The sequence below is a fragment of the Acidimicrobiia bacterium genome (assembly GCA_040289475.1).
In the GTDB taxonomy this organism is placed as follows: domain Bacteria; phylum Actinomycetota; class Acidimicrobiia; order ATN3; family PSLF01; genus PSLF01.
Genome location: PSLF01000010.1, coordinates 21,939 through 45,000 on the forward strand (window position 1 = coordinate 21,939; position 23,062 = coordinate 45,000).

Annotated in this window: 20 protein-coding genes, 1 tRNA gene and 1 riboswitch; of the genes, 9 read left to right on the forward strand and 12 right to left on the reverse strand. The window is 55.7% G+C overall.

The features are described from left to right. Positions 1 to 31 precede the first annotated feature (31 nt). The 4 genes from C4318_06425 (at position 32) to C4318_06440 (ending at position 3,885) form a co-directional block, all read left to right on the forward strand. On the forward strand, positions 32 to 1,129 hold the full coding sequence (locus C4318_06425; GenBank protein MER3454780.1) for an alcohol dehydrogenase: 1,098 nt from the start codon (positions 32 to 34) through the stop codon (positions 1,127 to 1,129). Positions 1,130 to 1,311: 182 nt separating this feature from the next. Beyond that, on the forward strand, positions 1,312 to 2,466 hold the full coding sequence (locus C4318_06430) for an LLM class flavin-dependent oxidoreductase (protein ID MER3454781.1): 1,155 nt from the start codon (positions 1,312 to 1,314) through the stop codon (positions 2,464 to 2,466). Continuing rightward, positions 2,369 to 3,247, forward strand: coding sequence for a hypothetical protein (locus tag C4318_06435; GenBank protein ID MER3454782.1), 879 nt, complete (start codon positions 2,369 to 2,371; stop codon positions 3,245 to 3,247). The genes C4318_06430 and C4318_06435 overlap by 98 nt, the downstream gene beginning before the upstream one ends. Positions 3,248 to 3,249: 2 nt before the next feature. Then, positions 3,250 to 3,885, forward strand: a complete 636-nt coding sequence (locus C4318_06440) for a hypothetical protein (GenBank protein ID MER3454783.1) — start codon at positions 3,250 to 3,252, stop codon at positions 3,883 to 3,885. A 28-nt stretch (positions 3,886 to 3,913) separates the two neighbouring features. On the opposite strand, the gene C4318_06445 is transcribed toward C4318_06440, so the two are convergent. Continuing rightward, positions 3,914 to 5,704 (reverse strand): long-chain fatty acid--CoA ligase, encoded by a 1,791-nt coding sequence (locus tag C4318_06445; GenBank protein MER3454784.1) that lies wholly within the window; start codon positions 5,702 to 5,704, stop codon positions 3,914 to 3,916. A gap of 87 nt (positions 5,705 to 5,791) precedes the next feature. Between C4318_06445 and C4318_06450 the strand changes: the two genes are divergently transcribed. Together C4318_06450 and C4318_06455 are read left to right on the forward strand one after the other, a co-directional pair. After that, positions 5,792 to 7,042 carry a hypothetical protein gene (locus C4318_06450; protein ID MER3454785.1) on the forward strand — a complete coding sequence of 417 codons (1,251 nt, stop codon included), beginning with the start codon at positions 5,792 to 5,794 and terminating at the stop codon, positions 7,040 to 7,042. Next, positions 7,039 to 8,937: a serine/threonine protein kinase gene (locus C4318_06455; GenBank protein ID MER3454786.1), complete on the forward strand. Its 1,899-nt coding sequence runs from the start codon at positions 7,039 to 7,041 to the stop codon at positions 8,935 to 8,937. Before C4318_06450 ends, C4318_06455 begins: the two co-directional genes overlap by 4 nt. 74 nt (positions 8,938 to 9,011) lie before the next feature. Here the strand turns inward: C4318_06455 and C4318_06460 are convergent. After that, positions 9,012 to 9,083 (reverse strand) — tRNA-Val (locus C4318_06460). A 150-nt stretch (positions 9,084 to 9,233) separates the two neighbouring features. On the opposite strand from C4318_06460, the gene C4318_06465 reads away from it, so the two are divergent. After that, positions 9,234 to 10,145 (forward strand): hypothetical protein, encoded by a 912-nt coding sequence (locus tag C4318_06465; protein MER3454787.1) that lies wholly within the window; start codon positions 9,234 to 9,236, stop codon positions 10,143 to 10,145. Positions 10,146 to 10,295: 150 nt separating this feature from the next. Here C4318_06465 and C4318_06470 read toward each other — a convergent pair whose 3' ends face one another. The 6 genes from C4318_06470 to C4318_06495 form a co-directional block, all read right to left on the reverse strand. Continuing rightward, positions 10,296 to 10,868, reverse strand: a complete 573-nt coding sequence (locus tag C4318_06470) for a hypothetical protein (protein ID MER3454788.1) — start codon at positions 10,866 to 10,868, stop codon at positions 10,296 to 10,298. 148 nt (positions 10,869 to 11,016) lie between these two features. Then, positions 11,017 to 11,814 (reverse strand): ABC transporter permease, encoded by a 798-nt coding sequence (locus C4318_06475; GenBank protein MER3454789.1) that lies wholly within the window; start codon positions 11,812 to 11,814, stop codon positions 11,017 to 11,019. A gap of 25 nt (positions 11,815 to 11,839) precedes the next feature. Beyond that, a complete protein-coding gene (locus C4318_06480) occupies positions 11,840 to 12,667 on the reverse strand; it encodes a hypothetical protein (GenBank protein ID MER3454790.1) in 828 nt (275 codons plus the stop codon). 29 nt (positions 12,668 to 12,696) lie between these two features. Then, positions 12,697 to 12,960, reverse strand: coding sequence for a hypothetical protein (locus C4318_06485; protein ID MER3454791.1), 264 nt, complete (start codon positions 12,958 to 12,960; stop codon positions 12,697 to 12,699). Positions 12,961 to 13,041: 81 nt separating this feature from the next. Continuing rightward, positions 13,042 to 13,992 carry a hypothetical protein gene (locus tag C4318_06490; protein MER3454792.1) on the reverse strand — a complete coding sequence of 317 codons (951 nt, stop codon included), beginning with the start codon at positions 13,990 to 13,992 and terminating at the stop codon, positions 13,042 to 13,044. A gap of 3 nt (positions 13,993 to 13,995) precedes the next feature. After that, positions 13,996 to 15,735, reverse strand: a complete 1,740-nt coding sequence (locus C4318_06495; protein ID MER3454793.1) for a hypothetical protein — start codon at positions 15,733 to 15,735, stop codon at positions 13,996 to 13,998. Positions 15,736 to 15,852: 117 nt separating this feature from the next. Continuing rightward, positions 15,853 to 15,998, reverse strand: a riboswitch (cobalamin riboswitch). Between the two features lie 46 nt (positions 15,999 to 16,044). Here C4318_06495 and C4318_06500 point away from each other — a divergent pair. Further along, positions 16,045 to 18,855, forward strand: a complete 2,811-nt coding sequence (locus C4318_06500; protein ID MER3454794.1) for a hypothetical protein — start codon at positions 16,045 to 16,047, stop codon at positions 18,853 to 18,855. Next, the gene (locus C4318_06505; protein ID MER3454795.1) at positions 18,852 to 19,715 is read left to right on the forward strand and encodes an ECF transporter S component; all 864 of its coding nucleotides are present in this window, start codon (positions 18,852 to 18,854) and stop codon (positions 19,713 to 19,715) included. Before C4318_06500 ends, C4318_06505 begins: the two co-directional genes overlap by 4 nt. Before the next feature lie 85 nt (positions 19,716 to 19,800). Here the strand turns inward: C4318_06505 and C4318_06510 are convergent, their stop codons facing one another. The 4 genes from C4318_06510 to C4318_06525 form a co-directional block, all read right to left on the reverse strand. Next, the gene (locus C4318_06510; protein ID MER3454796.1) at positions 19,801 to 20,649 is read right to left on the reverse strand and encodes a fumarylacetoacetate hydrolase; all 849 of its coding nucleotides are present in this window, start codon (positions 20,647 to 20,649) and stop codon (positions 19,801 to 19,803) included. Positions 20,650 to 21,306: 657 nt separating this feature from the next. Beyond that, positions 21,307 to 21,678 carry a hypothetical protein gene (locus tag C4318_06515; GenBank protein ID MER3454797.1) on the reverse strand — a complete coding sequence of 124 codons (372 nt, stop codon included), beginning with the start codon at positions 21,676 to 21,678 and terminating at the stop codon, positions 21,307 to 21,309. Positions 21,679 to 21,833: 155 nt separating this feature from the next. Then, complete coding sequence (locus C4318_06520; GenBank protein ID MER3454798.1) at positions 21,834 to 22,172, reverse strand: hypothetical protein; 339 nt, start codon at positions 22,170 to 22,172, stop codon at positions 21,834 to 21,836. 193 nt (positions 22,173 to 22,365) lie between these two features. Further along, a complete protein-coding gene (locus C4318_06525; protein MER3454799.1) occupies positions 22,366 to 23,046 on the reverse strand; it encodes an alpha/beta hydrolase in 681 nt (226 codons plus the stop codon). Positions 23,047 to 23,062 lie beyond the last annotated feature (16 nt).

A 23,062-nucleotide genomic window follows, 5' to 3' on the forward strand; every position in this document is an offset into this window, starting at 1 on the left:
TCGGAGCTACATCAGTAGAAGGGGCAACAGTATGAGAGTCGAGTCGCCAGCCCGCGTCCTAGTAGCTCCTCGAAAGCTCGACTCACGCACCGTCGAAGCTGACATACCCGAAACCGGTGGCCTACTCGAAGTCGAAGCTTGCGGCCTTTGCGGCACGGACCATGAACAGTACAGCGGTGCCCTGCCTGGTCCTTTTCCTTTCATTCCGGGCCACGAGATTGTGGGCACGGTACGGGAGATGCCTCCCCAAACCGCTAAACGACTCGGAATAAATCCCGGCGAGCGTGTAGCTGTAGACATTTTTCAGTCCTGCAGAGCGTGCTCAGCTTGCGAAGAGGGCGACTTCCGGCACTGCCGAACTCACGGACTCCTAGACAGCTACGGTTTCATTTCCATCACGAAACCTCCTTCGCTTTGGGGAGGATATTCCCGGTTCGTATACCTGAGCGAAGACGCCGTCGTTCATCGGGTTCCCGCCTCCGTCGATCCTGTAGTGGCGACTCTTTTTAATCCTCTAGGGGCTGGAATTAGATGGGCAGTGAAAGTGCCCCGACTTGAACCCGGAGAAACTGTAGCTATCTTGGGGCCAGGTATAAGGGGGATCTCGGCGCTCGCCGCATGCAAATCCGCAGGTGCGGGGTTCGTGCTAGTTACCGGAAAAGGTGAGCGTGACGCGGTTCGGCTCAGAGTAGCCTCGGAGTTTGGAGCCGACGCAATAGTCGACATAGATAGGGACGATCCCGTCAGGGTACTCAAAAAGGAAGCGGGTGGCCTGGCTCACGTTGTCGTCGATGTCACAGCCAAAGCACCCGGTGCTCTCGCCCAGGCAGTAAGCATGTCAGCGCCAGGAGGTCGCATAGTGCTTGCCGGCACGAAAGGGTCGGCTGACACCCCAGGATTCATCCCGGACATGGTGATCTACAAAGAGCTCACGATCATCGGCGCCCTAGGAGTCGACTCAGCTTCTTATGAGGAAGCCCTTCGACTCATTGCATCTCGGCACTATCCATTCGAAGACTTACCGCGCCAGGTAGTGGGATTGGAAGGCGCCGAGGAAATCCTGCGTACTATGGGGGGAGAAACCCACCTTGAACCACCCCTGCACGCGGTAATCGCTCCGCAAGACTAAGCCAACAGCCTTTCGAGCTAGCACTAACAGCACGAGCGTTCCTTAAGACCCGGCTCTGAGCACGACCTAGAACCCCCCTAGATCACTCGGGCGGCGCTGTTCTCTTATCAGAAAGCACCTTCCCGCTCCCCCTTGACTTGTATGTTACTCGCAGGTAACATCGATGTCGAAGGAGGCTCATTATGAAATTTTTTTCGTTTCACTTGATGCCGTGGCCGTATCTGCCTTCTGACTACGATGGGCCCGCCTGGATCACGTGTCCAAACGATCTTTACGACCCAGCCCGTGGCCACGATTTATACAACCGCTACCTCGACGAACTAGAGTTCGCAGAGCAACTGGACTTTGACGGAATAGTGGTAAACGAACACCACCAAAACGCCTATGGCCTCATGCCCAGTCCTAATTTGTTTGCGGCCGCTCTTGCACGCCGCACACATAAAGTGAAAATCGCTGTTGTCGGTAACGCCTTGCCGTTATACAACCCTCCCACCAGAGTTGCAGAAGAATACGCAATACTAGATGTTTTGTCCGGGGGCAGACTGATCGCGGGGATGGTGGTCGGGGGTGGACCAGAGTACTACAGCTTTGGAATCAATCCTGCAGAGGCCAGGAGGCGATTCAGCGAGGCACTGGACCTGATCGTAGAGGCATGGACCAAACCCGGCCCCTTTGAGTTCAACGGAGAATTCTACAAACTCAGATACGTCAATCCATGGCCCAAGCCGCTCCAGAAGCCGCACCCACCCATCTGGATTCCAGGAATCGGATCTGTCGAGACGATGGAGCTTGTAGCCGAGAGAGGTTACTCATACACCGGAATTCCCTTTTTCCACTTCGAGGTCTTCGAGAAGAACTACGCTTTGTTTCGCCGCATATGGGTAGAGCGGGACCGCAAGCCAGACCCCGAGGCACTGGGATGGCTCGTGCCAATCTTCGTGGGCGAAACCGATGCAGAGGCACGGCGTCGATTTGAAGAGCACTTCTGGTACTTTGCGCACAAGCTCTTGGACGGCGTACAGATCAACCCCCCTGGCTATACAAGTGCCCAATCCGCAATGCGTATCAGGAGCGCCATGTCCCGCTTTATGCTCTCAGTCAGAACATGGGAAGAGGTCGAGTCTGGCATGTACGCTATCGTCGGATCTCCTCAGACTGTGGCCGAGAAACTCGCTTTAGGGATAGAAAAGCTTGGCGTCGGGCACCTGCTAGGCCTTTTCCAGCTGGGTACCCTTCCTCATGAAGCAACAAAAGCCAATCTGGAGCTGTTCTCCGCAGAAGTTATGCCAGCGCTTAGAAGGGAGTTTCCAGGAGGTCCGACATGGCCGGAGGGCTAAGACAGTGGAACGAGTAAAAGTTGACGGAGTGACCGTCCGGGTCTTCAAAGAAGGATCTGGCCCAGAAGTCATCTATTTTCACTCGGGATTCGGTGAAATGGGGCCTATCCGGTTCTTAACAGAGCTAGCCGCTTCGGGTTTTACGGTTGTGGCCTTGGAGATGCCAGGGTTCGGTGCCTCTGAATCCTCCAGGGATTGGCACAAGATAGAAGATGCGATTTTCTTTTACAGAAGGGCCTTGGACACCCTAGAGATCGACTATCCTGCTCTCGTTGGCCAGTCTCTCGGGGGATGGATTGCGGCAGAGATAGCTGTGTGGTTCCCCGAACGTGTGAGGGCTATGGTTCTCATAGACTCAGTGGGACTCTATGTCGAAGGAGAACCAATTCACGAGCTCTTCGGCGTGGAGCCGATCAAGCTCATGCCCCTTGTCTTTCCTTCGGGAGGCAACATCGTAGAACATGTGGTCCCTGCGTTAGAGGGAAACCTCGACTCGGACTCGGTACTGCTTCATTTCTTCCGGGCGATGGAGGCGACCGCTGCTATTGGATGGTCGCCATACATGCACGACCCAAAACTGAGGGAGCGTCTGAAGACCGTGAGAGCTCCAGCACTCGTCATTCATGGGGAGAAGGATGGCATAGTTCCTGTGGCTCACTCGGAGGTCTACGCGGCAGAACTCCCCAAAGCGAGACTTGAAATACTGGATGGTCTAGGACACCTTCCTGCCCTAGAGCAGCCCTCTATGGTGGCTGGAATAGTAACTGATTTCCTTCGGTGAACATGAGCGGCGGCGAGACTCGGAAAACTTCGGGGGCCGCCTTCGAGAATCGCACCAGCCATTACCGTATTCCATTGCTAACTGAAGAAGAAGCCCGCAGGGCTTTAGAGAAAGCCGGGGTTCCAACGGTAATATCCTCGCTCAATATCTCCAGAGCCCTCGCCAACTCCGATCTACTCATAAAGATCGCGACCCAACCTACATCGCTACTCATGACCCAGGCAGAAATTGAGCCCCGCCTTCGGGAGCTCATTATTTTGAGGACTGCTTGGAACAACGCTTGTGAGTACGAGTGGACACAGCACTACCACTTCGCCCGTGCGCTCGGAGTATCCGACGACGAGATAATGGCTGTAAAGAACTGGCAGTCATCGGATCTCTTCGACGAAGATGCCACGGCGGTGCTCGAGCTATCCGACACTCTAGCGAAAGGAAACTCCGTAGACGACGACGTATGGGGCAGCCTCGTCTCAGCTTTAGGGGGCGAGATGTTGGCGTTAGAAGCCGCAGCTATCGCAGGGGCTTGGACGATGGTCGCTTACGTTCTCAAGGCGGCAAGAATCCCCCTCGAAGAGGGTCAGCCCGTATGGCCTCCCGATGGAACCAAACCCCAAAACGCGCGAGCCGCGGGTTCATAAGAAGACGAAGACGACCGCGTGGTCCTTACTACGAGGCGTAGATCTCCTCGATGAGCGAGGCGTATTTCTGAACGATGTTCCGTCGCCTCACCTTCAGGGTGGGAGTGATCTCCCCGCCATCAATGGTGAACGGCTTGTCTAAGATCTTGAATTTCTTGATCGATTCAGCACTAGAGAAGTGCGAATTGACCTCGTCGATGATCTTTTGGACCTCCGCTTGGAGGTCTTCGTCGTTTACGAGCTCCGAGAGGGATCCGGACTTGCCCTTGGACGCTGCCCATTTCTCCGCGGCCTCTTGATCTAGAGTTATAAGAGCCGCCAAAAATTTTCGTCCGTCCCCTACTACCACTGCTTGGTCGATCAAGGGTGCCAACTGAAGGCGCGACTCAAGCTCTTGAGGAGCAACGTTCTTCCCGCCTGCAGTGATAATCAGATCTTTCTTGCGATCGGTGATCGTCAGATAACCATCGTCGTCCTGGGTTCCGATGTCTCCAGAGTGCAGCCATCCGTCAATCAGTGTCTCGCTGGTGGCCTCAGGGTTCTTGTAGTACCCCCTGAAGACGTTTCCGCCTTTCACTAAGATCTCACCGTCTTCGGCGATCTTTACAGTAACTCCGGGGATCGGTGGTCCGACGGTGCCGATTTTTATCTTTTCGGCCGGATTGACGCTCGTAGGACCGCAGTCTTCGGTTTGGCCATAGCCTTCCCGTATTCGAACTCCAATGGCATGGAAGAATTTGCAGACCTCTGTGTTGAGAGGCGCAGCACCAGAGAACGCCATACGAACCGAGTTCATCCCAAGCTGAGAGCGAATCTTAGAAAACACGAGTCGGTCGAAGACGGCCAGCTGCAAAGCGTCCAAAATTCCAATCGAACGGCCTGCCTGCTCGGCCTCGACCGCTTTGAGGCCCAATTCGATGGCCTTCGTAGCGAGGGTGTGGCGAAGTCCCGTCGACTCTTCGATCCCCTCTTTTATGCGGTTGTACGCCTTCTCCCAAACCCGGGGAACCGCCACCATGATAGTTGGCTGGCAGTCCTGCAAATCCCGTACGAGGGTGTCGATCGACTCGGCAAACCAAGTAGTGGTGCCGTTCGCGATCTGGCTGAAGTGACTCACTAGCCGCTCGAGGATGTGGCTCAGCGGGAGAAACGACAACGACCTGTCGTACTCGTTAGCTTCTACAACCTGCTGCAGAGAGCGGACGGTCCATGCGATGTTGCCATGAGTAAGCTCTACACCCTTAGGCATCCCGGTAGTCCCCGAGGTGTAGACAAGCGTGGCGAGGTCGTCCGGAGACACGGCCGAGGACCGCTCTTCGTAAAGCTTTGGCTCTTGGGAGTCGAGTTCTCTCCCTAACTTGCGGACTTCATCAAAACCGACTACGAAGTCGTCGTCGACACTTCCATCCATCAACACCACCCGCTGGACGGTCTCCAGCTTTTCTCGAAGATCGAGAATCTTCTGAGCGAATCCCGTGTTTTCGCACACAATGTAGCGCGCCTCAGAGTGATTTAGGATGTAGACGATCTGGTCCGACGCAGAGGTCTGATATATCGGAACGGTAACGCCGCCCATGGTCATACAACCCAGATCAGCCATGTGCCACTCAGGTCGGTTGTTAGAAAAGACAGCCATCATTTGACCGGGCTCGAAACCCATTGACACCAGACCGAGCCCGAATTCTCTAACCGCCCTGTAGTACTCGTTCCAGGTGATCGACTCCCAAAGCCCGCCTTGACGTCGACGCTTAAGGGCAGCGCGATCCCCCAATCTCTCCACTTGCTCGTGGAACATCTTTACAATCGTTTCATCGCTCACAGCCTCGACCTCCGAATAGACTCGCCCAACGGGTATCGTGGAGCGCAATTAACGCTTGAATTATGCACTTAAATGCAGAGCCGGTCTATGGACAGCTGCGTGGTGCTCCGAATAAGTATCGGAGAAGGAAGATATCGAACGGCTTTGGATAGGCGGTCGCTGGTGGAAAAGGCACAAACCGCGAGCAAGCTAAATTTGGTTAAAAAACTCCTGTGTACCGGGCGCCGAATTGTGGCGTTGTCAGTCGCCACTGGAATAATAGCTATCGCTCCTATTGCAGCATCTCCTCCTGCGACAGGCCAGACCTCATCCGAATCAGCTCTAGAGATCGAGGCAGAGATAGAAGGCGCCAAGCTCGCTCAAGGAGCCGAGACGCCCGTAAAAGTCGTGGCTTCCGAGCCGACTAGGATCAGGATCGTCGCTACGAACAAGGGATCAACACCTCGAGAATTGAGCGGGATACGCTTTGAGGGAAAGGTAATCGGCATCCCCGTGTTCAGGTGCGACGTTATAGCGCCCATACTGGTGCCTCCCGGCCAGAGCGTCGAGCGCAGCTTCGAGATAGAGCCCGCTTGCCTTCGAGACCAAGCCACCGGTCTGGTTCCTGCGTGGCTGACTGTGAATGGTCCTCAACAAATTCCTTTACGACGGTGGGCACTAGTCCTCGACATTAAGGGGAGCCTCAAGAGTATCTACGGTCTAAGTGGGCTGTTCATAGTGGTCGTCACGCTCTTTGCACTCGCCTCTCTACTCGCAGCACTCGTCCGCCAGAAGTTACCTAGTAACCGATTTTCTCGTGCAATGCGCTTTATGACAGTAGGGCTAGGAGTCGGGTTCTCGCTAGTTTTCGTTCTTGCATCTGCCGCCGTAATGGTGCCTGAGGCAGAAAACTGGATTCCGATCGTTGTAATTCCTGCAATCGTTTCGACGGTAGCAGGTTATCTGTCACCCTCGCCCCAACGAGAGAGAGATGCTCGTATTACCGCTGCTGAGAGTACACAGCTCATGCCTCAACCGTGGCTGGGACCAGAGAAGACCGACGTTCTTCCGCAAGCAGCCAAGACATATCCCGCTCAGCCTTTGACGACTCAGTCCGGCCAGCCGACCCCAGAAACTAAGCATGTGTCCGGTGCCGAAACCGAAACTGGTGACTCTATTTTGCAACGAACTCCGACCTCTTCTGCATCAGCAACGGTAATTCCCCCTCAAACGACAGCGCCTGTATCCCAGCCACGGTTTATCCCTACTAAAAAAGTGCGCCCGGCCTCTTCTGTAGAGAGCACAGGCGACACCGATGGAGGCGAGGCTTCAGGCGAGCTCACGGGAGACAAAAGTTGAGCGCTCCGCCGAGCCCAGAGGTCTCCGAGGTCCTGGCCGCCTACGAGATAGAAGGCGAGATTGGACGAGGATCTTGGGGTGTTGTATTGAAAGCGAGACATCGTCAGCTCGGAAGAGAGGTGGCGGTCAAGCAATTACCCGTTGACTTCTCATCGCAGGAAGAGGTAAGACGCAGATTCGTAAACGAGGCTCGCCTTTTAGCCTCTCTCGACCATCCCCACATCGTTCCGGTATATGACTACATAGAAAAAGAGGGCGTCTGCCTTCTAGTGATGGAGTACCTCCCCGGCGGAACGGTGTGGAAGCGATTCAACGCTGAAGGATTCGACTACATAGACTCGGTCTCTATTGCCCTTGCCACGTGCGCGGGCCTTCACTATGCGCATCGCCACGGCGTCTTGCATCGAGACATAAAGCCGGAAAATCTAATTTTTTCCTCGTCTGGAATTCTCAAAGTCACCGACTTTGGGATCGCCAAAGTGCTCGGGGCAGCGTCGACCATGGGTACCCGAGCCGGCGAAGTACTCGGCTCGCCAGCCTACATCGCTCCCGAACAAGCGACTGGCACAGAGCTCGGCCCGTTCACTGATGTTTACGCAACCGCTGTCGTGCTCTACGAGCTGCTCTCGGGTCGTCTACCGTTTCCTGACGACGGCGACCCCCTTATGGTCATGTACCGACACGTCCACGAGGCACCTAGGCCTCTAAAACGAGTGGCTCCAGAGGTCCCCGATGCAATTGCCCAGGTAGTCATGCACGGGCTGTCAACTTCGAAAGAAAACCGGTATCAAACCGCCGAGGAGTTCGGAGTGGCATTGGCCGAGGCAGCGACTGCAAGCTTTGGCCCCGGATGGCTCCAGAGCTCTTCTATCCCCGTAATGGGGAGCAGCGCCATAATAGCTGCCACCGAACGAATAACGTTTTCCCTAGAAAACATAGCCCCAAAGAAAGCCCCAAATGATGAGGTTTTGGCCTCAGAAAGCGGGCTGCCTGCCCTCGCCGTACCACCAAACCGCCCGCAACCAGAAACCGTCTTGCAGCAGTACGAATACCCTCTCTCAGCGCAGCCCCAGGCGCTCTCTCCAGCCGAAGCTTTTAGCGGAAGAGAAGAAAAATTGACTCCTGGCGTATCGAGGATGGCGTCGGTAGCCCTAGTAATCTCGCTGGTGCTTGGTGTAATAGCTGTGCTACTCGCTTTTCTTGGGCCCTCAAAGACAACTCCGTCGATACCGGCATCGAATATCGGAGGGGTTTCACTCTCGGTACAGGGCACATCCATAAAAGACCAGGTCGTCACAGCAGACTTCCAACGGCCAGTAGACTTCCGAATCGAACTCCCTCCAGGCCGGACACTGGAGATTCCAGACACTGCCAAGCTGGTAGCCACAGCCTCGCTACCGGGCGGCATATTGGTGCCGATGCACTCACAGCCGGTCAGGAAGGAAGGGGATACGTTCGTGTTCCTTTTCGAGGGAAGGCAGTTCAAATACTTGGTCGCCGGAAAGACGACTCTTTATTTGAAGTTGGAAGCTACTAATTCGGAGACTAACCGTGCCCCACTACCCGAACTGCAAGGAGCGGCAGTGCAGCTACAGCCTGTCAGCAAGAACCTGTTCGCGATCCCGACCATTGTGGCGTCTCTTACGCTCCTGGCCGTCTTGGCGTATGTCGAAGCTCTCCTTATACCTCTAAAACGCAGAAAGAAGCGAGTAGGGCCTGTCATAGGACTGGGCGCTTTGGCGGCAGTGGCAGGAATCGCGCTGGGATACCTCGGATGGGCTCTCGGGACGATAGATCCCAGCGCCGTGGTTACGGCTCTAGGGGCCCTCCTATTCGCAGCGTCCGGCGTCGCGCTGGGGCTTTGGGCATTTCTCTCTCCATCCCAGCACAGCTAGATATTCATCCAACACGATCGAAACCTTTTTCCGATAGCAACGAAACGCACAATAGATATTCCCCCTGACGCATGTGGGTGCGGCTGGGATCGAACCAGCGGCCTCTGCCGTGTGAAGGCAGCGCTCTCCCGCTGAGCTACGCACCCGTGCCAAACCAGCGCTCGCTGCAGGAGACGTGAGACCCTAATTTCTTAGAGCGCCGCCTGGCGTTAGTAACGGAAAGATTAGTCAACGCGTTTGGTAGAGCGAATCCAATTCGGCGGCGCAGCCCATTCGCAGTAAGGACAATAGAAGTCATGACTGCTCGCGACAGAAGAAACAAAAAAGATTTTCCCGAGTCTCGCAGATCAATTGTGCGCGGCGCTCCTTACAGTGCAATCATTACCAAAGGAGGGCTCGAAAACTTTCAGCGCGTACCAGTGCCGCCTCCTTCTAGTGGTTCAGTTGGACCCGAACCAACTCCAGGCTCCGGGCAGCTCTTTGAAACTGAATCAGCACAGTCCCAGCAAACTGCTACGCCCGAGAACACTCCCCATAAACATCCGTCTGCTCCTAAAGTCTCCTTCGGCGGTCGTCCGACCCTAGGTAGGCGCCCTGTCGTAGTAGCAGCCTCAGCTATTGGAGCCACAGTCGTGGTCGGGGCTGTCGCAGTGGTCATTGGAGCACGGCTTCTCGCCAGTCAAAGCACAACTCGACAGCCACCGGCTACCGCAGAGGTACCTGCTGAAACAAGCCCGCCACCCGTAACTGGCGAAACTATGCCCAGTGAACAGCGCATCCAAATGGGCAGCTACCAGGTAGTGGTGCCCAGGGGATGGCAGCTAGCAGGGCAGGGGGCAGGCTCGGTTCAACTACGCAATCCCGCTACAGCAGCTACTATCGAAATTAGAATTCCATACAGCGGTTCGCACGCGGGACTAAGACCGCAATGCCAACAGCCCCAGACACCGGTTCCCAGCACCACTTTGACTCCTTCTCCAACTCCCACCAACTCTCCTGCGCAATCCTCATACTCGATTCGAGGCAGGAGCACAGTACCTGTCGCTGACTCGACAGGAGAGATGGAAGACGGAGATTTGCGATGCCCCGAAGGAGGCACTCGCAAATTCGCTACCGTTCTAGCGTCCAGCGCTGCAATCGGAATCAGTTATTTGGGTGACCCCACCGACCTACGCTTTTTACTTCCTGATCTAATCAAAAAGCTATAGATCTTTCTAAAGGACAACCGTTGGTCCCAGCCTGAGGGGGCAGACAAAATTGAAGATGGTAACTCTAAATACCACTCCTTTAGCAAAACTAGGATTCTTAGTCCTGAGCCTTTGTCCTCGGGATCGAACAACGGTCTGGGGAATGCGCGCCTATGAAATCTTCGGACCCTCGAAGGTTAGCTGCACAGCACAGTCCCGAATAGCCGGGTAAACAAAGTAATCGCCCGAGATAGACCCTGGAGTACCTTTACCGACCATCACCTGTCGCAACGCTCTCCGACTTCCGGGAACCATAGGAACCGACGATTCCACCCTGAAAGACCCGTCCTCTCCACCCGGACCCTCGAGAATCGAGTTAGTGAAGGTATCTTCTACCCTGACTCCAGCCTCGATAATAGTCACTACGAGTTCATGCTCCTGGGGAGAGATGTGCTCTCCGCACGAGTCCGCCTTGATCCTAAATAGGACCCGATAGCGCCCTTCTAACCAAGAAGCCGGCGGCGGCTTTGCCGTAAAGGGTGCTGGAGTAGCAGGATTCGGCGGGATCGTCTGTAGAACCGGTGTGGGGGTGGGTGCATCGGTGATCAAGAATCCCGACCCTGCAACAGGGGTCGGAAGCGTGATCTCGGGAGATGGCTCGCTATCTGGAAGTCGAGGACTCCTCGATATCAACATCGCCGCCGTGGTGCCGACTGCTACGGCCGCCACGACAACTACCCCCATTATCGCCGCCCTCTTTTTCATGTCAGTATCGTCGTCCCCGCAAAATCAGGAATCTGGCTAGCGCACATATTTTCAAGATAGCTGCGCGCCTTTCTACCGGTCCCATCTCAGCTCACTCGTACGCCAACAACAGTTGCTCTTTTGGGGGTCATAGGTATCGCGTTATGTATCCCTTGCGTGCAAAAGCATCCAAGCTCCTCTTTGCAACCCACACCATTACCAAAAGGTATATGCCATTTAGCGCCAGAGAGATCCCTACCCAATCCCATCGGAGCGGGCCACCCGCCAAAACTTGCCTCATACCCTCGAATATGTAGGAGGCCGGCCAGAAGCGGGCCGCCGCGACCAGAGGCCTAGGTAAAACAGATACGGGGAAAAACACTGCCGAGATAGGCATGAAAATGAAAGCTAACCCCCAAGCGAGTACCTCGGCCCCCTTTCCGAGTCTTAGGACAAGGACAATCGTCATCAGCCCGAGAACTAGCGCAGTGACAAGCAGGCTAGCGACAAAAGGAAGCAGTGCCACCCCCAATGTGGTCACGTTGAAAGAGTACGCAGCCCATGCTACGAACGCAATAAGGCCCCAGCCCACGCCGACTTTTAAGAAGCCAAATACGGTCGCACCAGCGAGGTACTCAGCCGAGCTTAGTGGAGTCGCCAACACGTTGAGAACGTTACGGCTCCAAGATTCTTCTAGTATCGCGATCCCTATGGCGAGTTTGCCTCTGAACATGATGTCCCAAAGAAGCATTCCCCCGAGAAGAAACGAGGCGGCAACAGCAAGGTCTGGGGAAAGATTTCTGAGATAGACCGTGAGAAAGCCCCAAAGCACTACATCCACTAGAGGCCAGAAAAACATCTCGAAGTTTCGGAAAGGAGAATGTAAGGTCACGTAGAACTGCCTTAAAAAAGACCCCCGAATTCGCTGAAATGTCCTACTGCTCACGGGAAACAGCTCCTTCTGGCCGCCTCTAGACCGTGGGCCTTTGGTTCCTACCCACCTCTGCCAACTCTATGAAAGCATCCTCTAGATCTTCGGCCCCCAAGGTCTCGGCCACGTGGTGTGGGGATCCATCTGCAACTATCCGGCCTTGGTGCAAGAAAATGACCCTCTGGGCAAGTTCTTCCACTTCGCGCATATTGTGTGAGGTCACGAGCATGGTACACCCCAGCTCCTCGTGCAAATCCTCAAGCAGGCGCCGGGTGCGTCTGGCTACATCGGGATCGAGACTCGCAGTTGGCTCATCCAAAATCAATACTTCAGGGCCGCACAGTACCGCCTTGGCAAGACTCACGAGCGTACGCTGACCCGCAGACAGGGTCCCGTTCAAGGACCGCTCGAGATGGCGTATGCCGAACAGATCGATAACTTCTTCCACACGCCGCCGAGGCGAGGGAACGGCGTAGAAATCTGCGAAAACCAACAGTGCCTCTTTGACTCGCATGAGATCAGGCAAAGATAGATACCCAGCCGCAAAGCCTGTCTTTTCCAGCGCCCGACGCCGTCCTCGGGGCATCGAGTATCCTCTCAGCCACACCTCGCCTTGGTCAGGGGTAATGACGCCGAGGATTGTGAGGAGCGTCGTGGTCTTGCCGGCGCCATTGGGCCCGAGGAGCGCTACGCTCTCGCCCGGGTAAATCTCAAAGCTTATGGAATCGAGGACGCGCCGACCTTTAAAAGATTTGCCCAGTCCCCTAACCTCGACTGACGCAGAAGCTCGCTCCGTTCCCCTCGCTCCTTCAAAGCTGTAATCAGGAGGTGTATGGTCTACTCCTTTTCCTACGAGCACCTTTATGATCGATTCGCGTCATTCGATACGCGATGCGACTAACGCTCGTCGCCCGGTTCTGCCTCTTCCCCAGGGATCGACATTTTGTTAGCGCGAGCCCATGCTCGCACTTGGGGCCAGTACCACGTATCTCGCTCCTCCCCACCAATTTTCAGCTTTATTGCCACGGGGAAATCCTTCATGCGAACGAGCTTACCTGCTTCCTCCTCGGTAACCCCCAAACGCTTAGCCAAGCGTGATACACCCACGATCAACAGCGAGTGCCGTCCGAGAATGTGGTTAGGCGACTCTAGATCAGCCATTGTCAATTCCCCGCCACCTAAAAGTCGAGTGTTCCTCAGCCCACATGTGGCTTTTAGGATACTTGCCTCGACAGCAAAGCGCTAATGCTGAGAATCGATCCCGGCTCTTCGCCTCCTACGAGTCACGACAGCAGAAGTCACCATAGCCGCGAGAGTCCCTCCCACCGCAACGGCCGACCAGATAGGACTCGAGAGCTCGAGCCCGCGAGCGCCCTTGTTATCGCTGCCGCCATCCTCCCGGCTCGCTTCGCTGGCAGTGACTTCAGAAACTGGACTTTCCGTTTCGGTCAACGCCACTCCAGCTCTTCCAGCGTCTCCAGGCACTGCCAGTTGTCCCCCTTCGCTGGCCATCTCGGATGCAGTGTGAGAGCTCTGCCCCGTTCCACCTGCGCTTCCTGCTTGGGAACCGGCAGCATTCTGCTGGCCGGTAGCAATCGCTACGACTTCCCCGCTGCTCGAAGACCCCGGCGAGTTAGCACTCGAAGGAGGAGAGCTTCCTCCACCACCGCTTCCAGCAGTTCCGCCGGACGCACACCCCGCAGTCTCGCAGAAAGAGTAAAAGGGTGGAGGCTGGCCGGTCCCGAATTTCCAGCCCTCGACGTCTTTATCGTGCACCACAGAGGCGCCAGCGCCCACCGATGAGTAGGTATAAGAAGTAGATCCGGCTGGTGCTCGGAAATATGCCCAATAGCGTGGATCCGATGGTGTACCAAGACAAGTCTTGGCCGTCGGCTCGTGCCCTATCCCGAAGAGCTTGCACACTGCCGCGCCTTGACCCGAGTACCCGAGAGTCACCGGATCAGCACCGGCTAGTCGAAGTGCATCCAGACCGGTTATCGACGAGCTTGAGAAGGATACAACTCGAACATAAACGTTGTCTCCTGTATCTACCACAACAACAGCTCGATTCGAGGCAGCTGCGGCATCCCGAGAGACAGCTCCTACAGCCGGAATTCCCAAAACGAGGAGTGCTGCTAGCGCCGAAGCGCAGCGGCGCCTGGCGCTCAGATCAAGAAGCTGCAAAAGCTTCACGTGTTATCTAGCTGCTATCGCAGGTCCACCTATCGCATCGCCAGAAAGGTACGGCGGTGCATAGATTGTGTGGTCGACCACCACACCTGCCCCCGACGACTCCACCTTGGTAGCAACGTTGAAGTCCGAGGGTACCCAGTCGTTGGCCCGCACCGAGCGCCTGGTGCCTGGAGGAAGCACAAACGAGGGACCCGGGACCTGTCCCGATCCGGTCAGGAAGGTCACAGTGATGTTCGCGTTCTGGGTGGGATCCGGATTAGCTACCAGCACCCAGGTTTCAAAGCCTCCTGCGGTAGCTCCTTCTGGCAGGAACCAAGAATGAGCTGGGCGCGCTATTTCTTTTCCTAAATGAGCACCCCGTTTATCGCGCTGAGTCGAGTACACAGCACGCTCGGAGTAGACAGGACGATCGAGACTCTCCACCACGGTCCCTACGTCAAAAGTAGTCACATAGTCATTGACTTTCACCGACCGCCTTGAAAGGGGCGGAATTACGACCAGTGGACCGACCTGAGATCCCGTTGAAGTGAGAAACGTAAGGCGGGCAGTTGCATCCTCGGTCGGATCGGGATTCGAGAGTAAGATCCACGTTTCAAAGCCACCTGCGCTAGCTCCCTCCGCGAAGTAGCCACGAACGGCACAGCTTGAACTAGCCTTAGCCACCGGCAACCAGCGCCTCAGTAGAGCTTGGACGGACTGAGACGTCGCAAACGTAGTGATTCCGAAACTGTCGTTCGGGCTCTTTATATGTCCGTCCGCATCCTGCTGAAAGGCGAGCCAAGAGTCGGGTGATACGTACGGTGCTCCTGCTCCTTCGTGATAAAACTCGTCTCGCCAACATGAAGAGTTGACGTCATAACCGGCGGCGGTAACTCCAAGGATTCCCAACGCCGTCGAGTTCGGATCCGCTGAAGAGAAAAGCGATGGCCAGCTACCGTCGGGGTTGATGCTGCGAGCTAAAAGGCCGAGGGCCTTAGCAACAGCTGGATCCGAAGCATCTGCGCCCCCAGCCACCAATGCCTGGATAGCCAAGCCTGTCGTGTCCACATCCACATCGGTGCCGGAGGGATCTCCCAAATAGTTCCACCCCCCGTTGGTCTGCTGCGCATTTCGCACAGTCGCAAGAGCGGCTGGAGGCACATGACCATCGCATATCAAATACTTGGCGAGAATACCGAAAAGGGTCTGATTGAAATACCCGAAGGTAGCTGTGTTCGCCGCGCATCCACCTGGATCAAGCGTAGCTGACAGGTCCACCGGCGATGGAGAGTCCCCGGAAGGATCGAAGTCGGATGGATTAATCCCCAAAGGTACAGCGTCCAGCACTATGAGTTTAGCTGCTGTCCCCGCCGAGCTGCTCGCCTGGGCTTGCTCGGCCATCTTGTCGAGGTAGTCGAGAGGAGAAGGCCCCGATCCACCGTAGCGCACGGCCTGAACGGCAGCAAAGGCCTCGGCACTGCTCCAAACAGGCATCGTCTGAGAGGCTTCAGCGATGGCCAGAACGGCATCGGGTGTCTCGAAGCCTGGGAAACCGGCAATCTCGAAGCCTCCGTCGCTTTGTTGCTGGCTCTTTATCCAGGCAACTGCTTTCGAAGCAACGGTCTGTGATCCGCCGGTAGCGGCCGCGTTAGTGAGGGTAAAAACCGGCAGTAAAACGCCCGTAAACACAGAGAGTATAAGAATCGCAACACCAGCGCCCAACACACGCGCTCGAGGCTGACCGAGTTTTCCAGACTTTCTCATACCGACCTCCCCCGACCCCACTCCACGAGGGTCGTCTCAAGCCGCACATGCGGCAAGGGTACACAGATCAGCCGGAGAGACATCTACGTGAGCGCTAAATAATGCAACCCTTGCTCTTATCCTCCGGCGAGCGGCGGCGGGTACTCTGGCTTGCTTGCGCCCACGAGAGCGCTAGCTTACAGTTGCGGGTCAGCGCCGGACTTTCACCGGTCTTCCCCCGTCCGGAGAGCGCAGCCCTCCGGACCGCGTGTGACATCCGGGCCACACACGACCGCAGCTAAATCCGGATACTAGCGAAGCACACTGGCTATGTCAAAGAATCCTCGACTTCGAAAAACCTCAGCTTCGAATTGGCACGGTCTCGCCTGGCTCGCCTGGGCAGCGGCAGGGGCTATTACCATCCAGCTCGCATCCTCACCACTGTATGTCGGCTTGGTAATAGCCGCATCCGTTATTGTCGTGGTCACATCCGATGCCGAGCCCCCAAAAACCAAAGTGTTCGGACTGATAATGACGTGGGCTGTAGCGTTCGCGGCATTGCGCGTGGTCTTGACAGTCCTCACAGTCCATGCAAACGGACACACCATTCTCACAACACCAAGCTTGCAGGTTCCTCGAATTCTCGGTGGATTCGAAGTTGGGGGTCCTATAGATGCAGAGACGCTTTTCTCTGCCGGAAGTCAGGCCCTGTCAATCGTGGCGATAATTGCTGTTTTCGCCACTTTCAATGCCGTGGCAAGCCAGCGAGATCTGGTCGAAGCCCTTCCTAGATCCTTCTACGAAGTGGGAGTTGCAATCGCCGTAGCATTGGCTTTCATACCTTCGATCGCAGAGACCGTGTCCGAGACTCGTGAGGCAGACCGAGCGCGTGCAGGCGGCAGGCCTGTAAAAAAGCGACGCCTTCGTAGAGTTTTGGTCCCAGTCCTCGAAACCTGTTTGGAAAGAGCGGTTCTTCTATCCGAATCAATGGATGCACGGGGATTCGGAGCAAAAAGAGCTGCCAAGTACGAGGTGATGGCGGGATGGCTCGGCGTCGCTTCTCTTGGTTTCATGGGCTCGGCTCTCGTAGCCCTCGTAGCCAGGTCACAGTCCATAGCGGTGGCGCTAGGTGTTCTAAGCCTTGCGGCCTTGGGAGCGGCTTTCTATATCTCTGCTACCCACGCACCCTCCCGTTATAAGCGACGGCCGATCACTCGATCCGACGTCTGGATGGTACTCGCTTCTTTTGGGGCTCCGGCAACCACTTGGCTGGCCGCCCTTGTAGGAGACAAGTCCCTAGCCTGGCCCAGTGAAAGCCTCCGGTGGCCAGTCGTATCTCCTCTTCCCCTGGTGGGTGTCTTCGCATTACTCGCTCCGGTGCTTCTCCAGCGGCGGGCATTCTTACCGCAAGCTCTTGCAAACGAGGGCGACAAGCTGGATTCGTATTGCACGCAGGGGAGTTCGGAGATAATCGATAAGACTTCAACCAGACCACAGTCTGTCCGCTTCGACAACGTTCACTTTGAATTCCCAGACGGCACCAAAGCGCTTCTTGATATCTGTCTCGAAATCGAAAAAGGGCAGTGTCTCGTCGTAATGGGGAACTCAGGGTCAGGCAAATCCACACTTCTAAGGACGGTAAATGGCATAGTTCCGCACTCGACAGGGGGAAGGCTATCCGGATCTGTATGGGTAGGTCCGTACATGACCTCTGCAACAAAGCCTCGCTATATGGCAGAGTTAGTTGGATTCGTTCACCAAGATCCAGAAGCTCATTTCGTCGTCGATGAAGTCGAAAGCGACATTGCCTTTGCCGCCCGGAATATTGGACTCCCACCTCGAGAAATCGCGTACCGCGTAACCGAGATCGCAGAGCGACTCGGGATCGATTCTCTCCTGCACCGCAATCCTGCGACACTGTCGGGAGGTGAAAAGCAAAGGTGCGCGATAGCCGCAGCTTTGGTATGTCGGCCCGCGGTCTTGGTCCTAGACGAGCCGACTGCTCAGCTAGATCCAGAGGGAGCCGACGCGGTTTTCGATGTTTTGGAGAACATACGATCGCATTTCGGCACTACCGTGATACTTGCGGAACACCGCCTCGAACGTGCTTCGCGACTCGCTAATCAAGCAGTCCATATGGAAAAAGGAAGGATCGAACGGCGGGGTTTGCCCAAGGAAGTAATCCCCTTTTACGAAGGTGCTCCAGAGGTAACCTCCCTCGGAGTTTTATTAGGCTGGGACCCGCCTCCTATAACAATCGAAGAAGCGGTTAGGCTGGCGTCTCGGTCTCTTAGACCGAGGTTTATGCAATCCTCGAACTCTAAGCAAAGACCGCCGCAGGCTTTCTCTACAAGATCGGGTCCGCTTTTAGCACAGTCGGCTTCTGAACTTGCTGCAAAACTCTCGAGCCCTGGAGAGGTTTATCTGAAAGCTCGCGGAGTGAGCGTGGCGTTCGGAACAATACAAGCCCTAAGAGACGTAGATTTCGAGGTCGCTGAGGGAGAAATAGTGGCTGTATTGGGGAAAAACGGATCCGGAAAGACCACGCTGCTACGAGTACTTGCGGGACTGATTACGCCAGGCACAGGACACGTGGAACGACTCTGCAGAGCAGCTTATGTACCTCAAGACCCAGGCACCCTCTTGCATGCCGAAACCGTCTCTGAAGAGGTTTTAGCGACCCTCGATTTGTTGGGGAAGAAAGGCACAGCCCAAAAGCGCACCGCTGAGGTTTGGATGGAAGTGATGGGTCTTGCAGAGCTTGCTTGTCGTCATCCCAGGTCCCTTTCGGGAGGCGAAAGACAGCGACTCGCCATTGCTGCAGTCGCCGTGGGCGGCGCCGAAGTGCTTCTCTTGGACGAACCCACGAGAGGAATCGACGCGTCGTCTCGGAAGGTATTGATGGACTTCATTCCCTCTCATGCAAGAAGAGGGGGGGCGGTAGTAATAGCGACTCACGACACAGACCTTGCAGCATCAGTGGCCACTCGTGTACTGATCCTCAACGATGGATATATAGTTGCCGACGGTCCTCCGAGACGCGTACTGATCGGCACTCCGTTCGAACCCCAAATCTCGAAAGTATTGCCCCCATTTCTTTCGGTATCCGAGATAGAGCGCGAGCTCGCCGCAGTACGATGAGTGCACAAAGATATTGTCCAGAAACCGTAGCGTCGCCGAAAGGATTGGCCGGAGAACCGGCGCGGCAAGTTCCGTCTCTACTCGTGTACGTTCTCGTAGCAGCCGTGGGCACATCTGCATTTCTATATCCGTTCTGGCTTCCTTCCGAGGCGCTTCCCAACTCTGCTCACTCCGGCGACGCTCCGTTGTTGTCGGCTGCTGTAGCAGCCATGGTCGTAATGGCGATTGTTTTCGAGGTACGCGGTGGCTCGATGAATGCCGCAGGAATAGCAGTGCTAGGGGTCCTGTCAGCGTTCGCAGGATTGCTTCGTCTCATTGACCTACCGGGCGGCGGTAGTGGAATGTTTTTCTTGGTCATTCTCGCTGCAGCTTCGTTGGGGCCTCGGTTCGGCCTATTGCTGGGGATTACGGCAATGGCAGTCTCAGCCGTCGTGACCGGGGGTGTAGGGCCGTGGCTCCCCTATCAGATGCTGGCGTTAGGGTTTATGGGCGCCTCCTCGGGAGCGTTAGCAATCTTTAGCCGCCGACTCCCTCTATCTTTGGAATTGGTTCTGCTCGTAGCGTGGTCTTGGGTCTGGGGGTTCGTTTATGGGGCCATCATGAACCTGTGGTTTTGGCCATTCATGCGAGGACTGGGACCGTTGTCGTGGCAGCCGGGAATGGGATTTGTAGAAACACTCAAAAGCTACTGGCGTTTTTACGTTTCGACCTCTCTCGCATGGGACGCCGCAGGAGCAATTTCAAACGCAGTACTCGTGGCCGCCACCGGCATACCAGTTCTTGCAACTCTGCGGAGGTTTGCGGCACGAGTAGAACCCCCTGTTGTAATTGAGGCAATTGGAAGAAGTGCTAAAGCCTGAAAAACTCTTGAAATTCTAGAAAGCCCCGAACGTCGTAGAGCTTGGTCTCTTTAGCCAAAAAATCGAAAGCGAGGAGATACCCGGATCAATAACCGGCTACGACGAAATTCTTCATTCTCCCTATTCTCTCAATCTCGGTTTCAACTACGTCTCCTGGAGCTAGAAATCGAGGAGGATTCTTTACGAATCCGACGCCAGCCGGAGTTCCCGTAAGACACACATCTCCGGGGCGCAAGGTGACGACCGATGACAAAAACTCGACAAGCTCGGCTACGCCGAACACCATGTCCTTTGTGTTTCCGGACTGACAGACCTCTCCATTTACAAGACATCGGACATTCAGGCCCGCGGGGTCTCCCACTTCGTCGGTGCTCACTAGATACGGTCCCATTGGGAAGAAGGTGTCGAAGCTTTTACCAATTGAAAACTGGCGTCCCGCAGTCATCTGGAGAGTCCTCTCGGAGAAGTCCTGTCCACACATAAACCCCGCTATATACTCGAGGGCCTCCGAGGCCATTACGTTTTTCGCCGGCCTGGAAATTACGAACACTAGCTCGGCCTCGTAGTCGACTTTTGATTCTCGGGAGGGGATGATCAACTCATCGAAGGGACCGCATATAGAAGTAGGAAACTTAGTGAAAACAGGCGGTACTTGGGGAACCTCCATTCCGGCTTCAGCAGCATGGTCCTTGTAATTAAGGCCTATTCCAAAAATAGCTTTTGGTGAAGGAACCGGGGGGCCAAGCTTTACGCTCTCCAAGACTTTTCCCGAGTCGTAAGAACCCTCATCCGCGACCTCTACGATCCGCTCCCAGGACTGTTCGAGAGCCTTTTGCGGGTCGTCAGCGATCTCTCCGCCAGAGATCTCTGATAGTAGGTACACAGATCCCTCGACGACTATGGCAGCTCGCCCGTTAGCGTTCACGAATCTCAAATCAGCTCCTTCAAACGCTCGACGCCCGCATCTCGGTACGCTGCCACCTGAGAGATTACCTCGTTAACCGGCCCGAGCAAATGTCCCCCCATGGCGGCGACCTGAGATCCCATCGTAGACACGCAAGCCTCGTTGCCAATAATTGGCAGGGTTTCGCATGCTCGTGCTAAAGACTAAGCAGCCAATTCGAACTCGCTCTGTGACCATGGCCAGAGAAGTCAAGGCTACCGTGGCTTCAATATTAGGTCCCTCAAGAGAGCCTGTACCGAGAGTGGGATAAAGGTGATCCCACACTGAGATCCAGTCGAAACCCAATTCCTCGATTTGCCGCCACGACGAGATCAGCTCGTCGAAACGCAAGGGCTGTGGCCCCAGATACCGAGGCTACACACGGATCCGCTCTAGACCGCTGGAAACCTCCCCGCTAGAATGCAAGGGCTCGTCCGAGGTTGTCGAGTATCAATACTAGGCCATAGGAGAGGAGCGCTTTGCGGTGAACGAATCGAATCCCCCGAATGACTCCACCCATCGGAGCGGAGAACATGAGCCTCAGCCCTTCGGTCCCGAACCTCGAACTCCTAGTCCCTCGTATCCGGAGTATGGCGAGCCGACAATAGTAGACGCGACAGCTCAGCCAACCAGCGGTTATCCGCCACCTTATACCGGCCCTGGAGTGCCTCCGCCTCCGGGCACTCCCTCCGCTGGCGAGCTGGAGCCAGAAAAAAAGAATCGTGGCCTGATAATCGCTGTCATTGTGTTGGCGGTGCTTTTAGTCATCGCTCTTGTGGGCCTGGCGTTCGCAATTGGATCGCGCCGGTCACAGCCTTCACCCACACCCTCCCCAACTCTTTTCCCTTCACCCACTCGCACGGCAAATCCCACTCCTTCTCCCACTGTCAGTGCCTCCCCGACCCCGTCTCCAACGCCCAGTCGCTCCCCTTCTCCATCTCCATCCCCCACTCCTTCCCCGACCCCGTCTCCAACTCGTTCCCCGACCCCCTCTGTGACTTCGGCGTAAGGACCTGCCAAAATCGAAAGTCTCTTATGAGTGTTCGCTGAGAAAAAGGTTGGGGGACAAGACCATTCCGCTCGTCAATGCGACCTTGAGCCCGAAGCAACTTGCCGTGTCTAGTTTTGTACCTACTCGGGTTTTGGGAAAAGGGAGTGCCGACTACCGGCGGATCTTATCCGCTTCTCAGGCGAGCCAATCGCTCGATGCGTCGCACATACAGGGGGGATCGCCTGAGCCTAGAGGCAATCTCGGCGTAGGAAGCACCTCGCTCGCGCCATTTGACGACGACTCGCTGCCGCGGAGACATCTTGTCGGCCGGGGAGTTATCAGCCCTTTCAACACCCGACCTTCCTTCTTCCAAGTTCTTTCTCAACTCTCCAATAGAAAGGACTTGTCTTATAAAACGGGGTGATCTCCTGAACTTCACCGCTATCGCAGCCTCGTCGAGGCCCGCTTCTCTAAAAGCAATCACCCGCCGCTCAAGAGCACTCATTCCTGCGTTACCCAACACTTTTTTTCTCCTTGCCTCTCCGATGTCCGTGCGATACGAGTTTCAGATTTTGCTGGGGCTTTCCGGCACCACCCTAGTCTACTTCCTAGCTTGCAGGGAAGCGGTCTCGTCTCTGGTTGGAAAAGGGTCGAGGCTTGTGAGAGCGATCTAGCTTTCCGTGGTCACGCAAATTACCGGGCAAGAGGTGTCTAGATTACGACCGATTCTTGCGAGCCTTAGCGTACATGTCGAGGGCAGACGCAAGGTCGGTCTCGAGAACCCCAGGTTCTCCCACCACGGCCTCCAGCCAAGGTGGCCTAAGCATGCCACAGACTGATATTGGATACTCGAGCAAGGACGCGTTGGTGGCCAACCACACAAATGCAGCCGCATAGTCTGGAGGCCTAATGTCGCGAGCAAGCTCTACGAGAGCGAATGGATCGGGAGGAGCAATCGCTGCGGTGTCGGGCATCGTTATGTAGTAAGAACCTGGTTGGGGTGCACCTCCGATCAAGCCGGGGCCGTCGAGGATTGCTGCGCCTGTCACTACGTCGGGACGAGCTCCCGCAGCTAGAAGGGCTATGTAACCCCCTAATCCTCTTCCCACGACAGTAGCCTCACCGAGAAATTCGAGTGCCGAGTTGGTATCGGCCAGCATTAGCTCGGCCGTGTAACCTCCCCCCTTTGGAACAGTAGACTCTCCATGTCCCGTGAAATCTAGCGCCCACACCGCTCCGCTCCAGCGGGAAAACTCGCCAGGTAACTTCTCGGGAGACTGCTCTCCCAAGCCATGCAAGAGAAGAAGTGGATGTGCTCTCTCGTCCCCACCGTCCTTGAGGCGGTGTAGAGCCAAGTCAACTTTGGAATGCCTTAGCTTTACAGTCTCTAGTCTCATACGCTCAATCAAGTCT